Source organism: Streptomyces noursei (genome assembly GCF_016917755.1).
Taxonomy (GTDB): domain Bacteria; phylum Actinomycetota; class Actinomycetes; order Streptomycetales; family Streptomycetaceae; genus Streptomyces; species Streptomyces yunnanensis.
In genome coordinates this window covers 586,348-602,599 of record NZ_CP070326.1, presented here as the reverse complement: position 1 = coordinate 602,599, position 16,252 = coordinate 586,348, and the positions used below count along the sequence as shown (strand labels likewise).

The 16,252-nt window shown below is 73.1% G+C and carries 14 protein-coding genes and 2 pseudogenes; 8 read left to right on the top strand and 8 right to left on the bottom strand.

Translation table 11 applies throughout. From position 1 onward, the window contains the following. Position 1 precedes the first annotated feature (1 nt). Entirely contained in the window at positions 2–1,087 is a 1,086-nt protein-coding gene (locus tag JNO44_RS02475) for an enoyl-CoA hydratase/isomerase family protein (RefSeq protein ID WP_205360926.1), read from the top strand. 49 nt (positions 1,088–1,136) lie between these two features. Here the strand turns inward: JNO44_RS02475 and JNO44_RS02470 are convergent. Further along, positions 1,137–1,286 (bottom strand): annotated as a pseudogene (locus tag JNO44_RS02470) (GNAT family N-acetyltransferase); the annotation flags it as partial. 61 nt (positions 1,287–1,347) lie between these two features. Continuing rightward, on the bottom strand, positions 1,348–1,893 hold the full coding sequence (locus tag JNO44_RS02465; protein WP_205360924.1) for a helix-turn-helix domain-containing protein: 546 nt from the start codon (positions 1,891–1,893) through the stop codon (positions 1,348–1,350). Positions 1,894–1,956: 63 nt separating this feature from the next. Here JNO44_RS02465 and JNO44_RS02460 point away from each other — a divergent pair, with 63 nt between their 5' ends. The 3 genes from JNO44_RS02460 to argF all read left to right on the top strand — a co-directional run bounded on the left by JNO44_RS02460 (position 1,957) and on the right by argF (position 4,803). Next, the gene (locus JNO44_RS02460; RefSeq protein WP_205360921.1) at positions 1,957–3,273 is read left to right on the top strand and encodes an alpha/beta hydrolase; all 1,317 of its coding nucleotides are present in this window, start codon (positions 1,957–1,959) and stop codon (positions 3,271–3,273) included. Positions 3,274–3,334: 61 nt separating this feature from the next. Next, positions 3,335–3,856, top strand: a complete 522-nt coding sequence (locus tag JNO44_RS45000; RefSeq protein ID WP_205360920.1) for a Rossmann-fold NAD(P)-binding domain-containing protein — start codon at positions 3,335–3,337, stop codon at positions 3,854–3,856. Further along, positions 3,811–4,803, top strand: a complete 993-nt coding sequence (argF, locus tag JNO44_RS02450; protein ID WP_205360918.1) for an ornithine carbamoyltransferase — start codon at positions 3,811–3,813, stop codon at positions 4,801–4,803. The genes JNO44_RS45000 and argF overlap by 46 nt, the downstream gene beginning before the upstream one ends. 17 nt (positions 4,804–4,820) lie before the next feature. On the opposite strand, the gene JNO44_RS02445 is transcribed toward argF, so the two are convergent. Together JNO44_RS02445 and JNO44_RS02440 are read right to left on the bottom strand one after the other, a co-directional pair. Then, a complete protein-coding gene (locus JNO44_RS02445) occupies positions 4,821–5,228 on the bottom strand; it encodes a tautomerase family protein (protein WP_205360916.1) in 408 nt (135 codons plus the stop codon). A gap of 74 nt (positions 5,229–5,302) precedes the next feature. Next, on the bottom strand, positions 5,303–6,799 hold the full coding sequence (locus JNO44_RS02440) for a carboxylesterase/lipase family protein (RefSeq protein WP_338058552.1): 1,497 nt from the start codon (positions 6,797–6,799) through the stop codon (positions 5,303–5,305). Positions 6,800–6,938: 139 nt separating this feature from the next. Between JNO44_RS02440 and JNO44_RS42980 the strand changes: the two genes are divergently transcribed. Then, a complete protein-coding gene (locus JNO44_RS42980; RefSeq protein ID WP_205360912.1) occupies positions 6,939–7,772 on the top strand; it encodes a DUF6183 family protein in 834 nt (277 codons plus the stop codon). Here the strand turns inward: JNO44_RS42980 and JNO44_RS02430 are convergent. Beyond that, entirely contained in the window at positions 7,700–8,371 is a 672-nt protein-coding gene (locus tag JNO44_RS02430) for a response regulator (protein ID WP_205360910.1), read from the bottom strand. The two genes, JNO44_RS42980 and JNO44_RS02430, sit on opposite strands and share 73 nt — an antisense overlap. Next, positions 8,368–9,681, bottom strand: coding sequence for a sensor histidine kinase (locus JNO44_RS02425; protein ID WP_205360908.1), 1,314 nt, complete (start codon positions 9,679–9,681; stop codon positions 8,368–8,370). The genes JNO44_RS02430 and JNO44_RS02425 overlap by 4 nt, the downstream gene beginning before the upstream one ends. Before the next feature lie 193 nt (positions 9,682–9,874). Here JNO44_RS02425 and JNO44_RS02420 point away from each other — a divergent pair, with 193 nt between their 5' ends. Together JNO44_RS02420 and JNO44_RS02415 are read left to right on the top strand one after the other, a co-directional pair. Continuing rightward, a complete protein-coding gene (locus tag JNO44_RS02420) occupies positions 9,875–10,435 on the top strand; it encodes a GlcG/HbpS family heme-binding protein (protein WP_205360906.1) in 561 nt (186 codons plus the stop codon). Between the two features lie 186 nt (positions 10,436–10,621). Next, positions 10,622–10,753: pseudogene (locus tag JNO44_RS02415) on the top strand (3-oxoacyl-ACP reductase); the annotation flags it as partial. On the opposite strand, the gene JNO44_RS02410 reads toward JNO44_RS02415, so the two are convergent. Beyond that, positions 10,739–11,410 (bottom strand): TetR/AcrR family transcriptional regulator, encoded by a 672-nt coding sequence (locus JNO44_RS02410; protein WP_205360904.1) that lies wholly within the window; start codon positions 11,408–11,410, stop codon positions 10,739–10,741. The pseudogene JNO44_RS02415 and the gene JNO44_RS02410 sit on opposite strands and share 15 nt — an antisense overlap. A gap of 387 nt (positions 11,411–11,797) precedes the next feature. Further along, a complete protein-coding gene (locus tag JNO44_RS02405; protein ID WP_039639240.1) occupies positions 11,798–12,265 on the bottom strand; it encodes an RICIN domain-containing protein in 468 nt (155 codons plus the stop codon). 152 nt (positions 12,266–12,417) lie between these two features. Between JNO44_RS02405 and JNO44_RS02400 the strand changes: the two genes are divergently transcribed. Further along, on the top strand, positions 12,418–16,197 hold the full coding sequence (locus JNO44_RS02400; RefSeq protein WP_205360901.1) for an nSTAND1 domain-containing NTPase: 3,780 nt from the start codon (positions 12,418–12,420) through the stop codon (positions 16,195–16,197). Positions 16,198–16,252: the final 55 nt, after the last annotated feature.

Here is a 16,252-nt window from a genome sequence, read left to right as displayed (position 1 = left end):
GATGACCGCAGACGACGCCGTACTGCTGCGCACCGAGGGCCGGGCCGCCTACCTCACCCTCAACCGTCCCCGGGCGCTCAACGCCCTCACCCACGCCATGGTCCGCCGGATAGATCAGGCGCTCACGGCGTGGGAGTCCGATCCGGCCGTGGAGACCGTCGTGCTCACCGGGGCCGGTGAGCGGGGCCTGTGCGCCGGCGGCGACATCCGTGCCATCCACGACGACGTCCGCGCCGGGGGCGGCGCGGCCTCGGCAGCCTTCTGGCGCGACGAGTACCGCCTCAACGCCCGCATCGCGCACTACCCCAAGCCCTACGTCGCCCTGATGGACGGCATCGTGATGGGCGGCGGCGTGGGCCTGTCCGGGCACGGCCGGGTCCGCATCGTCACCGAGCGGTCCCGGATCGCCATGCCCGAGACCGGCATCGGGTTCGTCCCCGACGTCGGCGGCACCCACCTCCTCGGCCTGGCACCGGGCGAACTCGGCACCCACCTGGCACTGACCGGCGCGCAGATCGGCGCCGGCGACGCCCTCCTGTGCGGCCTCGCCGACCACTTCGTGCCCATCGCGTCCCTGCCCCGGCTGATCGCGGACCTCGCCCATGTCCCCGCGTACGAGGCGGTCGGCCGGTACGTCCAGGAGGCGCCGCCGGGCGAACTCGCCGCGCGCCGGCCGTGGATCGACGCCTGCTACGCCGCCGACACCGTCGAGGAGATCCTCCGGCGGCTGCCGACCGACGAGGACCAGGCCGCCAAGGAAGCCGCCGAGACGCTGCACAGCAGGTCGCCGACCTCCCTCAAGGTCACCCTCGCCGCACTGCGCCGGGCCCGCCGCCTGGGCTCCCTGGAACGTGTCCTGGACCAGGAGTACCGGATCTCCTGCGCGGCCCTGACCGCTCCGGACCTGGTCGAGGGCATCCGGGCCCAGGTGATCGACAAGGACCGCAACCCCCGGTGGTCCCCGGCCGCACTGTCCGAGGTGACCGACGCCGACGTCGCCCGCTTCTTCGCCCGACTCGGCGACCGTGAACTGGGGCTCGCCGCCGAGCCCGCCCCGCCCCGGGACCGCCCGGACGAGGACCGCTGACCGCACCGCCGGCCGGGCACCCCGAGGTGCCCGGCCGGCGGGCGCCGGATCACGACTCCCGCGTCATGAAAGTGCTGTTCGGGTCGGGCCGGCAGTCCGCGAACGGCTCGCAGGGCACGAACCCGAACTTCTCGTCCAGCCTCCCGGCGGGCCGGAAGAAGTCGGCCGCACCGGTCTCCAGGCTCAGTCGCCCGAATCCCGCCGCGTCACGGCGCTGCACGGGCACGGCGACGGGCGACGGCCGGGCGCCGCCGGCCGGCTCACTCGGTTCCGGCGGGCGGCTCCGCGATCGGGAACAGGATGGGGCTCAGCAGGTGCTGGGACCGGTCGGGCGCCGGGCCGTTCGCCAGTCGCGGTGCGATGACGCGGCGCAACTCGCCGATCAGTGACCGGAGTTCCTCGTCGCTGAGCCACACCGAGTGCTGCCGGTACCCCACCAGATCTTCCACGGGCGCGGCGTGGTCCTGGTCGAGGTAGGCGTTGAACTCGGTCAGCAGAACGGTCATGGCCATCGCGAAGGCGCGGCGATGGTCGTCGGTCGTCAGCCGCGCGGCGGTCTCCGGGGTGATCGCCGCCCGCTCCTGGCACAGTCGGTACCGACGTTCCACCGCGCCGCGCACCCGGCGTTCGTCGGCCACCTCCAGGACACCGCCCGTGGCGAGCAGTTCGAGGTGCCGGTAGACGGTCGCCTTGGAGACGTCGCGGATCCGTGCGCACAACTGGGTGGCGGTCAGCAACTGCCCACCGCGCATGAGGTGAACGATGCGCAGACGTACCGGGTGTCCCAGCAGCTCCAATGGATCCATGTCCCTACGTTCGCATGCCGTGCTACCTTTCTCAAAACTTGAGAAAGGTAGGGGGGAGCAGCGATGAGAAACACCGCACCCACACCGGAAGCCATCGCCAAGTCCGTTGCCGAAAAGGCGTGTCGGGGGGACTTCGCGGGGATCGAGGCGCGGTTCGCACCGCCGCTGCGGGCGCAGGTCTCCGCGGCGGCCCTGCAGACGGCCTGGGACGCCTACCTCGGAGGCACCGGCCCCGTCACCGCCCTCGGACGACCCGTCACCGAACCGATCGCGGCCGGACTGGTCCGGGTCGGCGTCCCCGTCACCTGCGCCCGCGGCGGCCTCACCCTGGTCATGTCGATCGACGACACGGGCCTGCTCAACGGCCTGCGCCTGGCCCCGCCGGAAGCGGCATCCTGGACACCCCCGCCCTACGCCGACCCGCGGGAGTTCGCCGAGCACGAGGTCACCGTCGGCGCCGGCCCGCTGGCCGTCCCCGGCACCCTCAGCCTGCCGCACGCCCGCGGCCCCCGCCCGGGCGTGGTGCTGCTCAGCGGCGGCGGCCCCTTCGACCGCGACGAGACCGTCGGACCCAACAAGCCGCTGAAGGACCTGGCGTGGGGGCTGGCCGGCCGCGGCGTCGCGGTCGTCCGGTTCGACAAGGTCACCCACACCCACGCCGCCGCAATGGCCGCCAGGCACGACGCCACCATGACCGACGAGTACGTCCCGCACACCGTCTCCGCCGTCCGGCTGCTCCGGAACCATCCCGCCGTGGACCCCACACGCGTCTTCGTCCTCGGCCACAGCATGGGCGGCAAGGTCGCCCCGCGCGTCGCCGCCGCCGAACCGTCCCTCGCCGGTCTGGTGATCCTCGCCGGCGACACCCAGCCGATGCACCGGGCCGCCGTCCGCGTCGCCCGCCATCTCGCCGACCTCGCCCTCGACTCCGGCGCCCGGTCCCTGGTCGACACCCTCACCCGACAGGCCGCCCTCGTCGACAGTCCCGACCTGTCGCCCACCACACCGGCCGCCGAACTGCCCCTCGGCCTCTCCGGCTCCTACTGGTTGGACCTGCGCGCCTACGACCCCGTCGCGACCGCCGCCGCGCTGGACATGCCCCTGCTCATCCTGCAAGGCGGCCGCGACTACCAGGTCACCGTCGAGGACGACTTCGCCCGCTGGCGGGCCGGCCTGGCGCACCGGCCGGACGTCACCCTCCGCATCCACCAGGCCGCCGACCACTTCTTCTTCCCCGGCACCGGACCCTCCACCCCCGCCGCATACGAACGCGCCCAGCACGTCGACCCGGCCGTCGTCACCGACATCGCCACATGGTTGGCGCCCGACGCGGCTCCGGGCGCCGAGCCCACCGGCCCCGCGCCTCAGGCCGGCGGGTAACGACCTCACCGGCCCGGACCAGATCACCGCCCTGTACCGCGCGGCCGGGACCCTGGGCGCCGTGGTCAGCGCCGCCGGCGGCACGTTCACTCTGATCACCGGCATCCTGGCCGGCGAGCCGATCCCCACCGGCACCGCCGCCTTTCTCGCCAACGGCGCCGTCGAGGCGTTCGTCCGGGCCGACGCGATCGAGATCGCCCCACAGCGGATCAACGCCGTCAGCCCCAACGTCTTCCCCGAATCCCCCGACGCCTACGGCGACTTCTTCCCCGGCATGGGATCCGTCCCGGTGGCCGACGTCGCCCGGGCGTACGTCCGCTCCGTCGAGGGCAACCGGACCGGCCAGGTGTATGCGGTGAAGGAGAAGCAGTGGGGGCCGTGGGGGAGCGGGCCGGGTGTGCCGCCTGTGCGGGCGGCGCTCGGGGGCCGTGCCACATCGGTTCACCCGGCCGGGGCGCGCCGGCGTGCCTGGTGGTGCGCCGCCGTTCACGCTGGTGGCGCAACGTCCCGCCCGTGCGAGCGAAGCCGGAGACCCCGATGCCCCACCCGATACCCGTGTCCGAGGGCAGCCGTCCGGAGGTGACCGGCAAGGTCCCCGACGATCTGCTCCGGGTCGGTGACCTGGACCCGGAGACCCTGACGGAACTGCTGGACCTGGCGGCGGCGATGAAGCAGGAGCCGCTGGGGTGGGAGCGGGATCTGCGCGGCGGCGCCATCGGCTGCCTCTTCGAGAAGCCGTCCACCCGGACCCGGGTGTCCCTCGCCACGGCCGCCCAACGGCTCGGCATGTCTGCCATCGTCCTGAACCGCGACGAGATGCAACTCGGTCACGGCGAGACCGTCGCCGACACCGCGTGCGTCCTGTCGTCGTTCCTCGACGCCGTCACGGTGCGCACCTTCGACCACGCCACGGTCGAGCAGATGGCCGACGCCGCGACGATCCCGGTCGTCAACGCCCTCTCCAACACCCACCACCCGTGCCAGTCCCTGGCCGACCTGCTCGCGCTGCGCGAGCGCTTCGGTGCCCTGGCAGGGCTGACCGCTACGTTCCTCGGCGACGGCACGAGCAACACCTGCAACTCCTTCCTCGCGGCGGCTGCGGCGAGCGGAATGCACCTCACCATCGCCAGCCCGCCCGAGTACGCGACCGACGCGCACGTCCTCGCCGAGGCCCGCGAAGTGATGGCACAGACCGGCGGTTCGGTCGCGCTGACCACCGAGCCGATCGACGCCGTTCGCACCGCGCAGGCCGTCTACGCCGAGGTGTGGGTGCCTATGGACAAGCCCCACGAGCGCGAGGAGCGCGCCGCGCGCCTGGCCGCCTACCGGGTGGACGACGCCCTGCTGGCCCGGGCCCCGCGGGAGGCGGTGGCCCTGCACTGCCTCCCCGCCGTCCGCGGGGAGGAGATCACCTCCGAGGTCCTCGACGGCCCCCGGTCCCTGGTCTGGAACCAGGCGGCCAACCGCCTGCCCACGGCCCAGGCGGTCCTCCACACCCTCATCACCACCAACCGCCGGCGCACGGTCTGACCGCCGGCGCGACGACCCTAGGCCGTTGCGGCCTCCTCGGGGGAGGCGACGTACTGCGCCACCCCGTGGCCGAGCGACCAGTCGATCGACTGGTTCTCCGTCAGGGTGACGAACACGTTGCGCGGCTCGGTGCCCGCGTACTCCCCTGCCAGTTCGGCGATCCGCCGGTAGAGCGCCTGCTTCTGCTCGTCCGTGCGCCCCGCACGCAGGGTGATCGCGACGTAGACGATGCCGTCGTCGCGCTGCACGCCGAGGTAAGTGCCGTGGCGCAGCGTGCTGTTGACCCCGTCGTGGCTGACCAGGACCTGGAAGTGGTCGTCCGGCGGGATGCCGATCGTCTCGATCAGGGCGTCGTGCACGGCCCGGCCGAGCGCGCCGAGCCGCTCGCCGTCGGCCCGCAGTGCGTCGATGCGTACGAAGGGCATGCCGATTCTCCTCGCGGGGTCGATGCCGGCACGCGGCCGGCGGTGTCGTCAGCGGCGAGTGTACATACTAGTAGTTACAGCGCCGGTGAGGGGCCCGCCTCCTCGAGGTCGAAGGGGGCGGGGGAGCGGCCGTCCCAGATGCGACGGGAGGGCTGTTCGGGATAGGGCATGGTCGCCGAGGGGGCGTCCAGGACGCGGGTGAGTTGCCGATCGGGATGGTAGGCGGCCCACCCGGGGTCGCCGGTGGTGGCGAAGCGGAGCCATGCCTGCTGGAGTTCCCGCGACACCTCGACCGCCTCCGCGGAGGGCGGCACGCCGAGGAGTTGGCCGCCGACGGGGCTGTCCAGCGTGCCGAAGGCCAGCGGGACGTCGAGGCTGTGGCAGGCGCCCAGGGCGCCTCCGAGGCCGGGGGCGGCCAGTCCCAGCTCGAAGAGGAACGAGGTGCCGCCGCCCGCGACGTTCGCCTCGGCCAGGTGCAGGGACGGCATCCGGAAGAGGGCGTCCGAGTAAACCGTCTCCACCAAGGTGTCCGGGGTGGCCCGCGGGTGGGCGGCGCGGTAGGCGTCCGCGCCATCCGGCCCCGGGGCGAAGAGCTCCAGGGCGGTGTCGGCGTCCCGGTCGGTGAACCGGCCCAGCCGCCCGCTCATGACGCTGAACAGCCGGAACTCGTCGCGCGTATGGCCGACGAGGAGTTCGACCCCGTCCGCGCGGCCACTCGACAGCGCGGGCCAGGGTGTTTCGGTGAGGACCTGCCCGTCGACGACGGGGTGGACGGCGACGCCGGTCCGGGCGAGCCGGCCCCAGTGCGGGTGGTGGTCCGCGAGGTCGGTGCCGAGGGACGTGACCGCCTCGGCCAGTGCGCCGGGGGTGACGTCGGCGAGGGCGGTGGCGGTGGGCGCCGTGCCCAGTCGGTCCGCGAGGGCGGCGGCGACCTGTGCGGCCAGGGCGGGGGTGCAGTGGTTGCCCGGCACCGAGTGGGCGATGGCGCGTCGGAACAGGCCGCGCGCCGACGTCGTCGTCAGCAGGGCGGCGACCGACCCCGCGCCGGCGGACTGTCCGGCGACGGTGACGCGCTCGGGGTCCCCGCCGAAGGCCGCGACGTTCCGCCGCACCCAGTGCAGCGCCGCGATCTGGTCGAGGAGTCCGCGGTTGGCCGGGGCACCTTCGAACAGGGCGAACCCCTCGGCGCCCACCCGGTAGTTGATGCTCACCACGACGAGCCCGGCGCCGGCCAGCGCCGCCGGGTCGTACATCGGGTCGCCGGAGGTCCCCGAGACGAAGGCGCCGCCGTGGATCCACACCAGCACCGGCAGGCCCGCCGCTCCCGCATCGGGTGTGCAGACGTTGAGCGTCAGCCAGTCCGTGCCGTCCGTCGCACCTGCCGGAGCCGGCCCGGACTGCGGTGCCGCCGGGCCGAACTCCGTGGCGCGACGCGTTCCCGCCCAGCGTGGCGCAGGCCCGGGCGCCGCGAAGCGGAGCGCGCCAACTGGCGGTGGGGCGTAGGGAATTCCGCGGAACACCGCGTTCCCGTGCTGCCGGAACCCCTGCACCGCGCCTTCCCTGGTGCGCACCCTCGGTCCTTCGGGCATATCGCTTCCCTCCGTCGTTCCGCTCGTGCCTCCCAGGGTTATAAGCCAGCTGTATTATGTCAACCGTATGGAAAAGAATGCGCGGCTCTCACGGTGGTGCACGCCGTGCGGACCGTGCCGCATGAGGTGGCCCACCGCGGAACACGCATCGGACCTTGCGGATGACGACCTCGCGGAGATCGTCTGGGAGAAGACGGAACGGTCCGTGGCCCGAGGAGAGGCCGGCCACCTGCGGGAACCGGGTTCGGTGCTGACGGACCGGCACGCGACAGCGGTCGAGCGGGCTCGGTCCTACGAGCGCAGCCTGGCCCACATCATGCGGGCGCTCGCGCTCGGCCCCGGCCGGGACAACGTCGCGCAGCTGCTGGAACTCCTCAACGAACAGCGCACGTCCACCACGTCCCCCGGCCTCCGGCTGCCCGCCACCGCCTCGTCCCTGGCCGAGGGGCAGCGGGTCGCGGACCTCCCCGCACTGCTCCCCACCCTGCCCCTGGGGTGTCTGGACGGACCCGGCCCCACCGACCGCTTCGAGATCGCGCTCCGCCCCCTCGACGCCGTCTGGCGCCTGCTCTTCGCCACCGCGTCGATGGGCGGCATGTACAGCGACGGCGCGCACGGTGCCTACGGGCGGTTCGCGGCCTGGCAGTCGCTGGCCGGCCTGACGGGAGCACCCATGGGGCGCCGACGCGGACGAGGTGGCACAACGCGCCCTGCACAGCACGTGGTTCCATTTCGAGGCCGACGCGGAGTGGTTCCACAACGAGATCTACGACTACGGCCTCGCCTGCCTGTCACCGGACCGGCGGAGCCTGGCGATCCTCGCCGCGACGGACACCGACTGACGCCGCCCGACGCCGGTTCCCGTCCGCGCGCCGGGGCAGGTCAGGGGATCAGCCGCTGTTCCTTCGCCGCGGCGACCGCGCCCGCCCGGGTGTCGACGCCGAGCTTGGCGTAGATCCGCACCAGGTGCGTCTTGACGGTCGCCTCGCTGATGAACAGGGCACGGGCGATCTCGCGGTTGCCGAGCCCCCGGGCGAGCTGGCCGAGGATGTCCAACTGGCGCTCGGTGAGCGCGGCATGGGGCTTGCGCACCCGCTCCATCACGCGGTTGGCAGCGGGCGCGGACAGCACCGCCCGCCCCTCCGCCGCCGCGGCGACCGCCGCGAACAGCTCCTCGGGCCGCTCGGCCTTGAGGAGGTAGCCGGTCGCACCCACCTGGACGGCACGGGTGACATCGGCGTCGGTGTCGTACGTGGTGAGCACCAGGACACGGGTGCCCGGCACCTCGGCGACGATGCGGCGGGTGGCCTCGATCCCGTCGATGCCGGTGCCGAGGCTGAGGTCCATCAGCACCACGTCCGGACGTTCCTTGGCGGCGACGGCCAGCGCCTCCTCGCCGGTGGCCGCCTCCCCGACGACCTCGATGCCCGGGGCCGCGGACAACAGGGCGCGCAGCCCGGCCCGGACCACCGCGTGGTCGTCGCAGAGCACCAGGCGCACCCGCCGGCCGGGCGCGGCGGCGTCTGCGTCGGGGGAGTGCGGGGTGCGGGTCATGCGGGTCGCTCCTCGTCCGGGCCGGCCGCCGGACCGCTCGCCCGCAGCGGTACGGCCGCGGACACGACCGTACCGTCCCCGGGGTGGGACTCGACGGTCAGTGTGCCGTCGAGCTGCCGCAACCGGACTTCCATGGCACGCAGGCCGTGGCCCCGATGGGGCGCCGGCCCCTGCGTGCCCTGCTGGCCCGGGGTGAAGCCGCAGCCGTTGTCGGCGATGTCGAGGACCACGTCCTCGTCGAGGTAGCTGAGGGTCAGGACGGCATCGCTGGCGTGCGCGTGCTCGCGCACGTTGGCGACGGCGCCCTGCGCCACCCGCAACAGGCCCGCAGCGACGGCCGGCGGCAGCGGAACGGGGTCCCCGTCGATCCGGAAGCGCACGGTCGGGCCGCCCGTCCGCGCGTCCTGCGCGGTGCCCTCGGCGGCCGCCCCGGCGGCGGTCTCGCGGCGGGCCAACGCCCGCAGGGCCTCGGGCAGCCCGCCCCCGCCGGAGAGGTCGGCGGGCGCCAGATCGTGGACGAACCGGCGCGCCTCGACGAGGTTGCGTTCCGCGATGTCCGAGGCGGTGGTCATGTGCCGGTGGGCCGCCTCCGGGTCCGTCGTCCAGAGCCGCTCGGCGGCCTGGAGCAACATCCGCTGGCTCGACAGTGCCTGGGCGAGCGTGTCGTGGATCTCCATCGACAACCGCTCGCGCTCGGCCAGCATGCCGGCCCGCCGCTGGCTGGAGGCCAGTACGCGGCGGGTCCGGACCAGGTCCTCGATGAGCGAGCGTTGCCGGGCCGCCTGCCGCTGCATGTGCGTGAACACCGTCGCGGCCAGGCCGGCGACCACGGGCGGCACCACGATCAGCAGCGGGTCCGGACCGTTGATCCGCACCTGGGCGACCACCACCAGGACCGTCAGCACGGTGATCAACGCGAGCGCGGCCCGCGCCGGAAGCAGTTGCAACGCCGTGTAGACGATCGCCACCGCGCTCCAGGCGAAGCTCGGTGCCTGAAGCACCAGGGCCACCCAGCCCAGGACGAAGACGCCGAGCCAGACCCGCCGCCACCGGGGCGCGATCGCCCCGTCCACGGCCGGCCTCCCCAGGTACGCCACCGCCAGCAGCGTGGTGAGCGCGATCACCCACCAGGTGCCGGGGGCGCCGGGATGATGGGTCAGGAAGCGGGCCATCGCGGCGATCAGCAGCAGGACGAAGGAGGCCGAGATCACCGCCTCCATCCCGCGGCCGGCCGGACCGACCGCGGGGTCCGTCCGCGGTTCGCCGTCCGCCGCTCCGGTACGGCCACCGCTCACGTGCTTCACGTCCATCCTTGATTCGTAGCCCGGTTTCCGGCCCCCACCCGTCATCCGATCGGTTGACACCGACGTCATCCATGATGCTCCGCGACGCCATCCGCTCCGCGGACCGCTGCCGGCCCTGCGCCGCCAAGGATGGAAGCACCGCAATCGCTGCGGACCGCGGGGCCGGTCGGCCCCGGGTCGAGGAAGAGGAGCAGTTCCCATGCAGATGCCGTCCAAGCGGGCCCGGATCATCGGCGGCGCGGCAGTGCTGGCCGCGATCGGTGTGACCGCCGTCGGTGCCGTCGCCGTCGCGGCCCCGGACGCCAACGCCCAGAAGCCGGGCGCGGCCCCGGCCGCCCAGACGGAGGCCCAGAACGTGGTCGCCACCGACCACCTGACCGTCCACGCCGCCGCCAAGGCGGCGCAGGCCGCGCTGGACGCCGCGGAGAAGGCCGGCCAGCACGTGTCGGTTTCCGTGGTGGACCGCAACGGCAACACCGTCGTCACGCTGCGCGGCGACGGCGCCGGCCCGCAGTCGTACAAGGCGGCCGAGGAGAAGGCGTTCACCTCGGTGTCGTGGAACGCGCCCACCTCGGCCCTGGTCAAGCGGCTGGAGCAGGCGCCCACCCTGAAGGACATCCCCGGCACGCTGTTCCTCGCCGGTGGGGCTCCCGTCCAGGCCAAGGGCGCGCCGATCGCGGGCATCGGCGTCGCGGGCGCGCCCAGCGGCGACCTGGACGAGCAGTTCGCCCAGGCCGGCGTCGCCGCGCTCGGCAAGTGACCCGAACCCGCCGGTCGGCGGGTCGATGTCGCCCGTGGCCGAGCAACCGGCCGACACCCGGACGGAGTTGAGGGGCACACCCGGGGCGCACCCTCCCGCGACAGCGCGGGGCGGAGCGCCCCGGTCTGCTCTTCCGCAGTGCCGCGTGCCGAACGGGTCGCCGACTGGATCACCGACGCCGTCGCGCAGCAGGGCCCGTTCGGTCGGGTCGCCACCCCCGGGGAGATCGCCGCCGCCGTGAAGTACCTCGTCTCGCCCGAGGCGGTCTGGTCCTCCGGCGCCGTACTGGACGTCAACGGGGCGTCATACCTGCACTGACTCCGTCGCACCTGCCGCACCGGACGGGCGGGTGGCGTAGCCGAGTGCGGTGGGGCTCAGCATCTCCTCGACCACGTCGAGGAGTTCCAGCAGCGCCTCCGCGATCGTGTCCGGCGTCTCGCCGGCCACGATGCGCCGCCCGATCTCGCCGTAGACCAGGGAGTGGAACCAGCCGATCTGCCCGGCGACCACGCGGGGCGTCTGATCGTCGGGTGCGGCACCGGTCTCCTCGGCGAGGACGGTGCCGAGCGCCTCGGTCATCTGCCGGCCGAGGTCCTCCAGGCGGGCGGTGAGGGTGGGTGCGGCCCGCATCATCTCGAAGACCCGGCCGAAGCCCGTGGACAGGCCCACCCTGCGGTCGCGTCGCCGCAGTTCGGCGCGGAGCTGTGCGAGGACGGCCCGGGCGGCGGACTCACCGGGCTCGCGGGCGCGGACGATGTCGGCGAGCCGCTGCGGGGACGCTTGGTCCGGCGGCAGGACCAGGTCCTCCTTGGACTCGTAGTAGTTGTAGAGGGTGTTGACGGAGACGTCCGCGGCCGCGGCGACCTCGGCGATGGTGACGCGGTCGAAGCCGCGCTGCACGAAGAGGCCGAGGGCCACTTCGGAGATGCGTTGCCGTGTCTGCCGTTTCTTGCGTTCCCGCAGCCCTTCACCCATGCGGCAACCCTAACCCGGTGGCCGAACCGCACTGCATCTTTGCAGTCCCTTACGGTTTCTTCCGCCCCCGCCCGCCCTCACGGCCCGTTAGCCCGTCCGGGTGACTGCGGGCCGTTCGGACCCGGCCTGATGCGACGTGCGCAAATCTCGTCCCCGTCGGGATTTCTTCTGTCTGCGGGACTCCGGGTGAAGTCGTGGAGGCGTGGGTTGTCGTGGGCCGTGGCAGCCGATCCGCGTGTGCGGGCGTCCACGGGTGGAGCGGAGTTCGCCGAGCGCGAGGTCGATGCGCTGGCCGGGCTCGTCCGGGTGCGGGCCGGCACAGAGAGCCCACCGGTACGACGACATGTGGCCCGGCCCGGCGCATCACGTGCCGGGCCGGGCCACCGCTCAGAAGTCCCAGCTCTGGCTCGCCGCTCCGTTGCAGCTCCAGCTCACCAGGAGTTGGCCGTTCTCGGGCCGGCCGCCCAGGATGTCGAGGCACTTTCCGTTCATCCGGCTACGGATCTCGTTGCCGTTCCGGAACCATCTCTGGTTGCTGCCGCCGTCGCAGTCCCACATGCTCACCGAACCCAGGTCGCCCTGGGCGAAGGCGTAGATCTCAAGGCATTTCCCGTTCAGGCCGGAACGGATCTGCTCACCGTCCCAGCGCCACTGCTGATTGGTGTTGCCGGTGCAGTCCCAGGTCACGGTGGAGGCGCCGTTCTCCTGATGGAACGCGAAGACGTCGGCGCACCTTCCGTTCAGGTTGGACCTGAGCAGCGGTGCCGCGGCGAATGCCGGCGGGCCCGTCAGGGTACCGCCGACTGCGAGCCCGATGGCCGCCAGCAGCGGCAACAGCCGTTTCGCGGTTTTCATGCTTTCCCTCCCTATGGCCGGTGCGCGGTTGCGCTGACCCCTGTCTAGCCGCTGAGGGTTGTCCGGGGCCGGGACGCGGACGCCGGACAACAACAGCCGGACAACCCCCCGCCCCGCGTCGCGGCTGCGGAGAGGCTCCAGAAAGGAAGGCCATGCCACGTGCCGAACGCCCGCTCGACTCGGACTCCGGTCCCCTGACAGGGTTCGCGGCCGATCTGCGGAAGTTGCGCGAGGCCGCGGGACGACCGCCCTACCGGGAACTGGCCAAGAGGGCGCACTACTCTTCCACGACGCTGTCGGACGCCGCGGGCGGGCGCACGTTTCCGAGCCTGAGCGTCACGCTGGCGTACGTCGCGGCGTGTCAGGGCGACTGCCGCGAGTGGGAGGCCCGATGGCATGCGGTCGCCGCCGAACTCTCGATCTCGACGCCCGACGATCAGGCCGGGGACACCGGCCCGCAGGGCGCACCGTACGCCGGACTGTCGGCGTTCCAACCCGAGGACGCCGACCGGTTCTTCGGGCGCGAGCGGCTGACCGGCGAGGTGCTGGCGAAGGTGCGTGACCGCCGGTTCCTGGTGGTCTTCGGGCCGTCCGGATCGGGGAAATCCTCGCTGTTACGGGCGGGGCTCGTCGCCCGTGTGCGGACCTGGGGGTGGCCGGCGATGCTCTTCACGCCGGGGCCTCGCCCCATGGAGGAGTGCGCGATCCACCTGGCCGCGGCGACGGGCCAGGCACCCGGCACGCTGCTGACCGAATTGCGCGACGATCCCGCGACGCTGTACCTGCGGCTGCGGCAGGCCACGATCGACCGCCCCACGGACATCGACACGCTGATCGTGGTCGACCAGTTCGAGGAGGTCTTCACCCTCTGCCGGGATCGGGACGAACGGGATGCTTTCCTCTCCATGTTGATCGCGGCCACCGCGGCGACGACCGGCCGAACCCGGGTGGTACTCGGCGTGCGCGCCGATTTCTACGGTCGCTGTGTCCAGGACCCCCTGCTGGTCGAGGCGATGCGCGACGCGCAGATCGCGGTCGGCCCGATGAGCAGCCAGGAGTTGCGCGAGGCCATCACCCGGCCGGCCGCGCTGGCCGGTTGTACGGTGACCGGCCCGCTGCTCGCGGCCGTGGTCGCCGACGCGACCGGTCAGCCGGGTGCGTTGCCACTGGTCTCACACGCGATGGTTGAGACCTGGCGGCGCCGCAGCGGCAGTCGCCTGACCCTGGACGGCTACCTGGCGGCCGGCGGAATCCAGCACGCGCTCGCACAGACCGCGGAGGTCGCGTACCGGGCGTTGTCGCCGGTGCAACAGGACCTCGCCAGAGCGCTGTTCCTCAGGCTGACCGCGCTGGGCGTCGGCACCGAGGACACCAGGCGCCGGATCACCAGGGACGAGCTGGACCCCGGCCCCGACACCGCCTCCGTGCTCGAATCCCTCTCCCGGCAACGGCTGGTGACGCTGGGCGAGGAGTGTGTCGAGATCACCCATGAGGCGATCATCAGGTGCTGGCCGAGGCTGCGCGGCTGGTTGACCGAGGACCGGGACCGACTGCTCCTGCACCGGCAGCTCACGGACGCGGCCGCCGACTGGGAGGCACAGGGCCGCGACCCGCACGCCCTGTACCGGGGCGCCCGCCTCGCCGCGGCACTGGACCTGGCCGCTGCGGACGGCAGCCGGCTGACGTCCAGGGAACGGTGCTTCCTCGACGCGAGCAGGGACGCGCAGGCCGGCGAGACGGCGGCGGTCCGGCGACGGACGGTCCGCCTGCGGCAACTGGCCACGCTGCTCACCGTGCTGGTGATCGTCGCGGCCACCGCTCTGGTGCTGGCCGTCGGTTCGCGCAGCTCGGCCATTCGGCAGCGCAACGTGGCCATTGCGCGGAAGGTCGCCGCGGACGCGGCCGAGGTGCGGCAGCAGAACCCCGCGCTCGCCGCGCAGTTGAACCTGGCCGCGTACCGACTGGCGGCCACCGACGACGTCCGTGACCAGCTGATGAGCACGTTCGCGACGCCGTACACGAGCCGGCTCACCGGCCACACCTCCGACGTGGTCTCGACCTCCTTCGCCCCGGACAGCACGGTCCTGGCCACCGCCAGTTGGGACCGCACCATCCGGCTGTGGGACGTCGCAAACCCCCATCACCCCGTCCGACTGGCAACTCTGGGCCAGCCGTGGCGGCTGCTGGCGGTCGCCTTCGGGCAGGGCGGCCGTGTCCTGGCGGCGGCGAGCGAACGATCGGTCCGGCTGTGGGACGTGACGAACCGACGAGCGCCCAACGAGTTGAGCACCCTGCCGGATCAGCCGGCCGCGCCGACCTGGGTGGCGTTCCGGCCCGGTGGCGACGTCCTCGCCACCGGCCACACCGACGGCGCGACGCGGCTGTGGAACGTGCACGACCCCCGGCATCCGTGGCTGCTGGCCGCCTTTCCCGGCCACACCGGCGCGGTCACCTCGGTGGCCTTCAGCCCGGACGGCCACAGACTGGCGACCACCGGCGACACCACCGCCAGGCTGTGGGACGTCGTCGATCCCGCGCATCCACGCCACCTCGACGTGCTGCGCGGACACACGGACACGGTCACCTCGGTGGCGTTCGGCCCGGACGGCCGGTCCGTGGCGACCGGCAGCTGGGATCACACCGCGCGGCTCTGGCACCTCGGCAGCGGCCCGCGGACGCAGCCACCGACCGTTCTGCTCGGCCATTCCACGATCGTCTGGTCGGTGGTGTTCGACCCCGACGGCCGGACGCTCGTCTCGGTCGGCGGATCCACCCTGTTCTGGGATGTCACCGAACCGGCACACCCGAAGCGGGTGAGCACGATTCCCGGTGGGGCCTACCAAGCCGCGTTCAGCCCGGACCGCCACCTCCTCGCCGACTCCGACCGGCTGCTGGACCTGCGGGACCTGTCGCTCGGGACCCACGACGACGTGGTCACGTCGGTGGCGTTCGCCCCCGGCGGCCGCCTTCTCGCCAGCGCCAGTTGGGACGGCACCGCACGCCTGTGGCAGGTCACCGGCGGGCGGGCCCTGTGGCCGCTGGCGGTCCTGCGCGGGCACACCAAGTTCGTCCGGTCCGTGGCGTTCAGCCCGGACGGGCGCACCCTCGTCACGGCGAGCGAGGACACCACCGTGCGCGTCTGGGACGTGACCGATCCGCGGAGACCCCGGCTCATGTCGATCCTCACCCCCGACGCCGGCGAAGTCGCCGGGGCCGGCTTCGGCCCGGACGGTCACCTGCTGGCCGTGTGGGCGCAACATGCGGCCGGACTGTGGGACCTGACCGATGCCGCCCGCCCCCGGCCGCTGAGCCGGCTCGTCGCGGGCGGGCCGGACGTCACGATGGCGTCGTTCCGGCCGGACGGCCGCACGCTGGTGACGAGCACCGGCGAGTCCGGCTCGCTGCGGTTCTGGGACATCAGCGATCCGCGCAGCCCCCGGGAACTCCCGTCCGCCTTCCGCTTTGACCCACTCACCGACGGCCTGTTCAGCCCCGACAACCGGACCCTGGCCGCCGTCCACCGGACGGACCGGACGATCTGGCTGATCGATATCAGCGACACCCACCGCCCGGCGAAGGCGACTCGGCTACGGGCTTCCGGCTCCTGGCTCTACGCACTGGCCTTCTCCGCGGACGGCCGCCGACTGGCAGCCGGCGCCGCGGACGGCAAGGTCCTGCTGTGGGAGGCGCACGGCGCCTCGGCTCCCGTCGCCCTCATCGGCCACTCGAATCCGGTACCGGCCGTGGCATTCGGCCCGCACGGCGACACCCTGGCCAGCGGCGGCAACGACTTCACGATCCGGCTGTGGGACACGGGCCTGGACAGGGTCGCCGCCCGCGTCTGCGACAGCGCATACCCACGGATCACGGGCACCGCATGGGCGCGGTACTTCGCGGCGGTCGACTTCACCCCGCCCTGCCCCACCACATGACCCCCGTCATCACCCACCCCGAGCACGAGCGAGAACCGCGTCACCGCCTTGACGG

Bases quoted from the DNA above. Each gene is read 5' to 3' on its own strand.
- JNO44_RS02465 (WP_205360924.1), bottom strand. From the start codon at position 1,893: ATGGATCCATTGGAGCTGCTGGGACACCCGGTACGTCTGCGCATCGTT.
- argF (WP_205360918.1), top strand. From the start codon at position 3,811: ATGCCCCACCCGATACCCGTGTCCGAGGGCAGCCGTCCGGAGGTGACC.
- JNO44_RS02445 (WP_205360916.1), bottom strand. From the start codon at position 5,228: ATGCCCTTCGTACGCATCGACGCACTGCGGGCCGACGGCGAGCGGCTC.
- JNO44_RS02400 (WP_205360901.1), top strand. From the start codon at position 12,418: ATGCCACGTGCCGAACGCCCGCTCGACTCGGACTCCGGTCCCCTGACA.
- JNO44_RS02475 (WP_205360926.1), top strand. From the start codon at position 2: ATGACCGCAGACGACGCCGTACTGCTGCGCACCGAGGGCCGGGCCGCC.
- JNO44_RS02430 (WP_205360910.1), bottom strand. From the start codon at position 8,371: ATGACCCGCACCCCGCACTCCCCCGACGCAGACGCCGCCGCGCCCGGC.
- JNO44_RS02460 (WP_205360921.1), top strand. From the start codon at position 1,957: ATGAGAAACACCGCACCCACACCGGAAGCCATCGCCAAGTCCGTTGCC.
- JNO44_RS02425 (WP_205360908.1), bottom strand. From the start codon at position 9,681: ATGGACGTGAAGCACGTGAGCGGTGGCCGTACCGGAGCGGCGGACGGC.
- JNO44_RS02405 (WP_039639240.1), bottom strand. From the start codon at position 12,265: ATGAAAACCGCGAAACGGCTGTTGCCGCTGCTGGCGGCCATCGGGCTC.
- JNO44_RS02420 (WP_205360906.1), top strand. From the start codon at position 9,875: ATGCAGATGCCGTCCAAGCGGGCCCGGATCATCGGCGGCGCGGCAGTG.
- JNO44_RS42980 (WP_205360912.1), top strand. From the start codon at position 6,939: ATGAGGTGGCCCACCGCGGAACACGCATCGGACCTTGCGGATGACGAC.
- JNO44_RS02410 (WP_205360904.1), bottom strand. From the start codon at position 11,410: ATGGGTGAAGGGCTGCGGGAACGCAAGAAACGGCAGACACGGCAACGC.